Annotated in this window: 4 protein-coding genes; 2 read left to right on the forward strand and 2 right to left on the reverse strand. The window is 61.2% G+C overall.

All coding sequences use genetic code 11. The annotated features are described in order from the left end of the window. A partial coding sequence (locus HP547_RS25275) for a retention module-containing protein (RefSeq protein ID WP_172288117.1) occupies positions 1–1,382 on the reverse strand: 1,382 nt, incomplete at its 3' end. A gap of 993 nt (positions 1,383–2,375) precedes the next feature. On the opposite strand from HP547_RS25275, the gene HP547_RS25280 reads away from it, so the two are divergent. Further along, positions 2,376–4,532, forward strand: a complete 2,157-nt coding sequence (locus HP547_RS25280) for a type I secretion system permease/ATPase (protein WP_172226847.1) — start codon at positions 2,376–2,378, stop codon at positions 4,530–4,532. A gap of 7 nt (positions 4,533–4,539) precedes the next feature. Further along, entirely contained in the window at positions 4,540–5,898 is a 1,359-nt protein-coding gene (locus HP547_RS25285; protein ID WP_172226867.1) for an HlyD family type I secretion periplasmic adaptor subunit, read from the forward strand. A gap of 147 nt (positions 5,899–6,045) precedes the next feature. Here HP547_RS25285 and HP547_RS25290 read toward each other — a convergent pair. Then, positions 6,046–6,316: EAL domain-containing protein (locus HP547_RS25290; RefSeq protein WP_172288119.1), on the reverse strand; the 271-nt coding region annotated here is incomplete at its 5' end.

The following is a 6,316-nucleotide window of genomic DNA, read 5'->3' on the forward strand; positions in this document are numbered from 1 at the left end:
AAGTTGCCGCCAGTGGCGCTATCGATGGTGACGCTGACGGTGGAACCGTTGTTGTAGACGTCGTTAGCCGGGGTCTGGAAGTCGACACTGCCCTGGGTCTTGCCCGCTTCAACAGTGATGGTCTGGCCATTGGACAGGGTCACGGTCACCGGCGTCTGAGCAGGGTTGCTCAGGGTCACGGTGTAGGTGATCACGCCGCCTTCGGTCACCGACGGGCTCGCCGTCAGGGTCGCGGTAGTGGTGTCGACCGAATCATTGATCGTGGTTTGAGCAGGGGTCGGGTTCGGGGTCAGTTGCTCGAAGTTGCCGCCAGTGGCGCTATCGATGGTGACGCTGACGGTGGAACCGTTGTTGTAGACGTCGTTAGCCGGGGTCTGGAAGTCGACACTGCCCTGGGTCTTGCCCGCTTCAACAGTGATGGTCTGGCCGTTGGACAGGGTCACGATCACCGGCGTCTGGGCAGGGTTGCTCAGGGTCACGGTGTAGGTGATCACGCCGCCTTCGGTCACGCTTGGCGAGGCGGTCAGGGTCGCGGTGGTGCTGTCGATGGTATCGGTGACCTGGGTAACTGCAGGCGTTTGCGGCAGCGTTACAGTCAACCCACCGCCACCGGTGGCACCTGTCACGGTCGCCGAAATCTGGCCACCATCGATATAGGGCGTATCGTTCGCCGGCACCACGACGTTGATGCTACCGCTGGTCTGCCCGGCCGGAATGACGATGACGGCACCGTTTGACAGCGTGATTACCAGGCTGGTGGTCGGTGCCTGGCCAACCGTGGCGGTATAGACGATTACGCCACCCGCTTCACTGATAGAAGGCGTGGCGCCAAGAATCAGGTCAGTAGCAACGTTGGTATCTGTGGTCGGCGTAGTCACCAGGTTGTTGCCATTGGTGTCCAGCAGGCCAACCTCTTCACTGTCCAATACCGCAGCGAAGCCCAGCCCGTCAGTCGGGAAGCCAACAGTCGGATCGACCCTGCCTGCGGTTTCTTCAAGCATCACGAAGCTGTGGCCGCCGCCCAGCGCGCCACCACCGCCTGCTGCCGACGGGCCGGCCGCAGTAGCTTCAAGCTCGGTAGTAGGGTCGACACCCGCAGCGATCGCCTGCTGCAGCTCTTCAACCGACGGCGCAGCCTGTGCGGTGGCCTGGCTCAGGTCGGTGCTGCTGTCGGGAGCATCGGCACTCCACTGGGTGTCACGGCCAAGGTCAAGCAGACGGCCATCAGCCAGTTCCAAAGTTACTGCGCCACCAGGGCCAGTGAGGACCTCATCACCGGACAACAGACGGTCACCCTCGATGAGCACACGGCGGATGCCTTCTGGGGATACCGCAATAACCTGGCCGACAATACTTTTGACGATGGCTACAACGCTGCTCATTGGACTCTCCGTGTGACCCTGTGGGTACTTCCCTGCCAGAGCGGCACTTCTAAGCCACTTCAGGCGGAACTATGTCATTGATCATCTGGCGTTTTTGACGCCAATATTCCGTCTATAACTATTTGGAATTACTTAACTGCCAAACTATTGACCTTATACAGGCCATCCTAAACAATCGGCAATGTAATGTCACATTGATATTCGAACCTTAGCCAACCGTTTCCGGGGGGCAAATGCCGTGCTTCATTTAAAGCGGATAACGTTGGCGGTTCAGGTGCCGTTTCAGCCCCTTCGGCGATCGTGAAACACGCCTCGGGGCACGCCTTCGATGGGGTCTGTCAAAGTCTGAGGCGTCAAAGATTCCGCCACCTGCCCCACAGGCGATACACACGCACAAACCTTGCCGGGAAGCCAACCACATAGCGGCCTGCAGGCCAGGCAGCGCTATGGTCCGTGGCCGCCAAAATCACCAAAAGACACCTGCCCTCACGCTGTCAAATGACAGGGAAAATGTTGTAAATCAAAGACGTGAGTGTGGGGACAGCCATTACCGTCACTCCATTGCAGAATCCGGGCGGCAATTATTGAACACAGAGTCCCTGGAGATCGGCTTTTTATAGATAAATTTTGACTAAATACTTACAGCGTTACGCCAATAAAGCAGCGCCTGTTTAATGACAATGACTAAGCTGGACAGTGACCCCCTCGCTGCCACTCGCATCAGGAACGCTATGCTGCAAACTGATTTCCAGCAGGTCGCCTACCGGATCAAAAATGAAACATCCATGACCCAGTCACGTCTGGTAGAAATGAACCACGTAGAATTGTTTACTCAACACCGATTCAAGGCGACCATTGGCCTGCCCCGGCGTGAGGACGCCAGCGTCCCCAGCCCCACAGCCTGGTACAGACCATAGAGAGCCAGGGTGAGCCCGCCAGCCTGTACGGCGGCACACCCACCCCACCCACCCACAAGGATGAAGAGAGCGCCGCGTGGAATCCGAAGTCAGTCGAGTCCAACTCAGCCACGATCCACGCAGTCAGCATGACGACCCCCTGCTGGATAGTCTGCTGAGCCTGTGTGTCCTGCACCAGAAACCTGCCAGCCGGGTCATGCTGACCACCGGCTTGCCGCTGCCTGCCCAGCGCCTGAGCCCCGAGCTGCTGCCCCGCGCCGCCGCCCGGGCCGGGCTGCAGGGGCGGTTGCTGCAACGCAAGCTGGAGCAGATCCCGAAAATCGCCATGCCGGCCATGCTGCTGCTCAAAGAAGGCCGCAGCGCCGTCCTGCTGGGCTGGGAAAACGATGACACCGCGCGCCTGCTGCTCAGCGAGAGCGACGGCGGCGAAGTGCACGTCAGCCGCGAAGCGCTGCAAAGCGACTACAGCGGCCGGGTGTTCTTCGCCCAGCCGCAACACAAGTTCGACGTCAACCACGGCAATCTCATCCCGCGGACAAAGTCGTGGTTCCGCGACACCTTGCTGCGCAGCAAATGGCTGTATATCGATGCCATCGCCGCCAGCCTGGTAATCAACCTGATCGCCCTGGCCGCGCCGCTGTTCGTGATGAACGTGTATGACCGCGTGGTACCCAACCAGGCCACCTCGACGCTTTGGGTGCTGGCCATCGGTATTGCCGGCGCCTACATCTTCGACCTGATCCTCAAGGGCCTGCGCGGGCTTTGCCTGGACCTGGCCGGCAAAAAGACCGACCTGATCATTTCGGCGACACTGTTCGAACGCATCGTCGGCATGTCGATGAAGTACCGGCCGGCAAGGGTCGGCAGTTTTGCCCAGAATATTCACGAGTTCCAGGGCCTGCGCGACTTCCTTGCCTCGCTGACCCTGACCAGCCTGATCGACCTGCCCTTCACCATCCTGATCCTGGTCGTCATCGCCATCATTGGCGGGCACCTGGTATGGATCCCGATCATCGCCTTCCCGCTGGCTCTGGGAATCGGCTACGCCTTGCAACGGCCGCTGATGGCGACCATGGAGCGGACCATGGCCCTGGCCTCGGAGCGCCAGTCCAGCCTGATCGAAACCCTGGCCGGCCTGGATGCGGTAAAGGTCAACAACGCCGAAAGCGAACGCCAGTACATGTGGGAGCAGACCCTCGGCACCCTCAGCCGGCTGGAACTGCGCGTGAAGGTGCTGTCGAGCCTGGCGATGAACATCACCTTGCTGATCCAGCAACTGGCAGGTGTGGCGATGATCTGCGTCGGCGTGTACCTGATCATCGACGGCAACCTGAGCATGGGCGGCCTGGTGGCCTGCTACATGCTCAGCGGCCGCGCGCTCGGCCCGCTCGGGTCGCTCAACGGCCTGCTTGCCCGCTACCAGCAGGCCAAGGTGACCATGGTCTCCACCGACCACATGATGGAGCTGCCCCAAGAGCGCAACTTCGAAGAGCGCCCACTCAGCCGCAGAGTGCTGCAGGGCAGCGTCGAGTTTCGCGGGGTCGACTTCACCTACCCCAACCAGCAGAACCTGGCCCTGAAAAACATCAACCTGACCATACGCCCCGGCGAAAAGGTCGGCATCATTGGCCGAAGTGGCTCGGGCAAGAGCTCCCTGGCCAAGCTCATCGTCGGCCTGTACGAAGCCGATGGTGGCTCGTTGCTGGTGGATGGCGTGGATATCCGCCAGATCGACGTCAGCGAGCTGCGCCACAACATCGGCTACGTGCCGCAGGACATCCAGCTGCTGGCCGGCACCCTGCGCGACAACCTGGTCAGCGGCGCCCGCTACATCGAAGACGAGCTTATCCTGCAGGCTGCCGAACTGGCCGGCGTGCACGAGTTTGCCAGGCTGCACCCGGACGGATACGAGCTGCAAGTGGGCGAGCGTGGGCAAAACCTGTCCGGCGGCCAGCGCCAGAACGTCGCCCTGGGCCGAGCGCTGCTGCTCAACCCGCAGATTCTGCTGCTGGACGAACCGACCAGCGCCATGGACAACACCGGTGAAGAACGCCTCAAGCAGCGCCTGCAGGCGGTGGTGGAAGGCAAGACAGTGCTGCTGGTCACGCACCGTGCCTCGCTGCTGTCGCTGGTGGACCGGCTGATCGTGATCGATCGCGGGCAGATTGTCGCCGATGGCCCGAAAGCCGCGGTCATGGATGCGCTGAAGAAGGGGCAGATCAGTGTTGCATAAGCTGGATATGGGGCAGTTCAAGAGCGGCCTGCGGCGCTATTTCAAAGGCAGCGACTCGTTGGGCGGGCAACCGTTGCCCGAGGTCAACAAAGCCCTGATCGAGGATGCGCCGCGGGTAGTACGGCTGACCATCTGGGGCGTGATCCTGTTCTTCGTGTTCCTGATCGTGTGGGCCAGCGTCGCCCGCATCGACGAAGTCACGCGAGGTGAAGGCAAGGCCATTCCGTCTTCCAAGGTGCAGAAGATCCAGAACCTGGAGGGCGGCATCGTCGCCGAAATATTCGCCAAGGAGGGGCAGATTGTCGAAGTCGGCCAGCCGCTGTTGCGCCTGGATGAAACCCGCTTTGCCTCCAACGTCGGTGAAACCGAGGCGGACCGCCTGGCCATGGCCTTGCGGGTCGAGCGCCTGAGTGCCGAGGTGCAGGACAGCCCGCTGAAAATCGACGAAGAGCTGCGCAAAGCTGCACCAAGCCAGGCCGCGAACGAAGAGTCGCTGTACCTGAGCCGTCGTCAGCAACTGCAAGACGAGATTGGCGGCCTGCAGCAACAGTTGGTGCAGCGCCAGCAGGAACTGCGCGAGTACAGCTCCAAACGCTCGCAGTACGCAAACAGCCTCGAATTGCTGCGCAAGGAAATCGGCATGTCGGAGCCGCTGGTGGCCACAGGTGCGATCTCGCAGGTAGAAGTACTGCGCCTGCGTCGTGCCGAAGTGGAAAACCGCGGCCAGCTGGACTCCACCGCGCTGGCTATCCCGCGTGCCGAGGCGGCCATTCGTGAGGTGCAAAGCAAGATCGAAGAAACCCGTGGCAAATTCCGCAGCGAGGCGCTGACCCAGCTGAACGAGGCGCGCACCGAGCTGAACAAGGCCACCGCCACCAGCAAGGCGCTGGACGACCGGGTGCACCGTACCTTGGTCACTTCGCCGGTGCGCGGTATCGTCAAGCAGATGCTGGTCAACACCATTGGCGGGGTGATCCAGCCTGGCAGCGATATCATCGAGGTGGTGCCGCTGGACGACACGCTGGTCATCGAGGCGAAGATCCTGCCCAAGGACATCGCCTTCCTGCACCCTGGCCAGGAAGCGACGGTGAAGTTCACGGCGTATGACTACACCATCTACGGGGGGCTCAAGGCCAAGCTGGAGCAGATCGGCGCAGACACCATCACCGATGAGGACAAGAAGACCACGTATTACCTGATCAAACTGCGCACCGATCGCAGCCACTTGGGGACTGACGAGAAGCCGCTGCTGATCATCCCGGGGATGGTGGCGACGGTGGACATCATGACCGGCAAGAAGACCATCATGAGCTACTTGCTCAAGCCGATCATGAAGGCGCGTTCGGAAGCGCTGCGCGAGCGGTAATCAGCTTGGCCACTGCTTTCTGGTGGCTCCTCTGGCCCTATCGCCGGCAAGCCAGCGCCCACAGGCACTGCACCGACTTCAAAGGCTGTGCAGTATCTGTGGGAGCTGGCTTGCCGGCGATAGGGCCGGAACTGCCAGTACGACAACTCAGCGCCAGGGCGCGGGCTCGCCTACCAACTGCCCCTGTATCCCGCCCACACCCATCTCCTTCAACACTCGCCGCTCGCCTTCCGTCTCGACCCGTTCGGCAATCAGCGGCAAGTCGATACTGTGAGCCGCGCGCTGGATGGCCTCGATGAACAGCCGTTTGTGCTGCTCGTGATCGATGTTGCGGATGTAGCTACCGTCAATCTTCAGGTACGCCAGCCCCAGGTGCGCCAGGTTGCCGATCATGCTGAAGCGCCCGCCAAAGCGTTGC

Origin of the sequence: Pseudomonas sp. CM27 (genome assembly GCF_013179515.1) — a bacterium.
Lineage (GTDB): Bacteria > Pseudomonadota > Gammaproteobacteria > Pseudomonadales > Pseudomonadaceae > Aquipseudomonas.

Coding starts and splice junctions, on each gene's coding strand:
- HP547_RS25285 (WP_172226867.1), top strand. CDS start 4,540: ATGGGGCAGTTCAAGAGCGGCCTGCGGCGCTATTTCAAAGGCAGCGAC.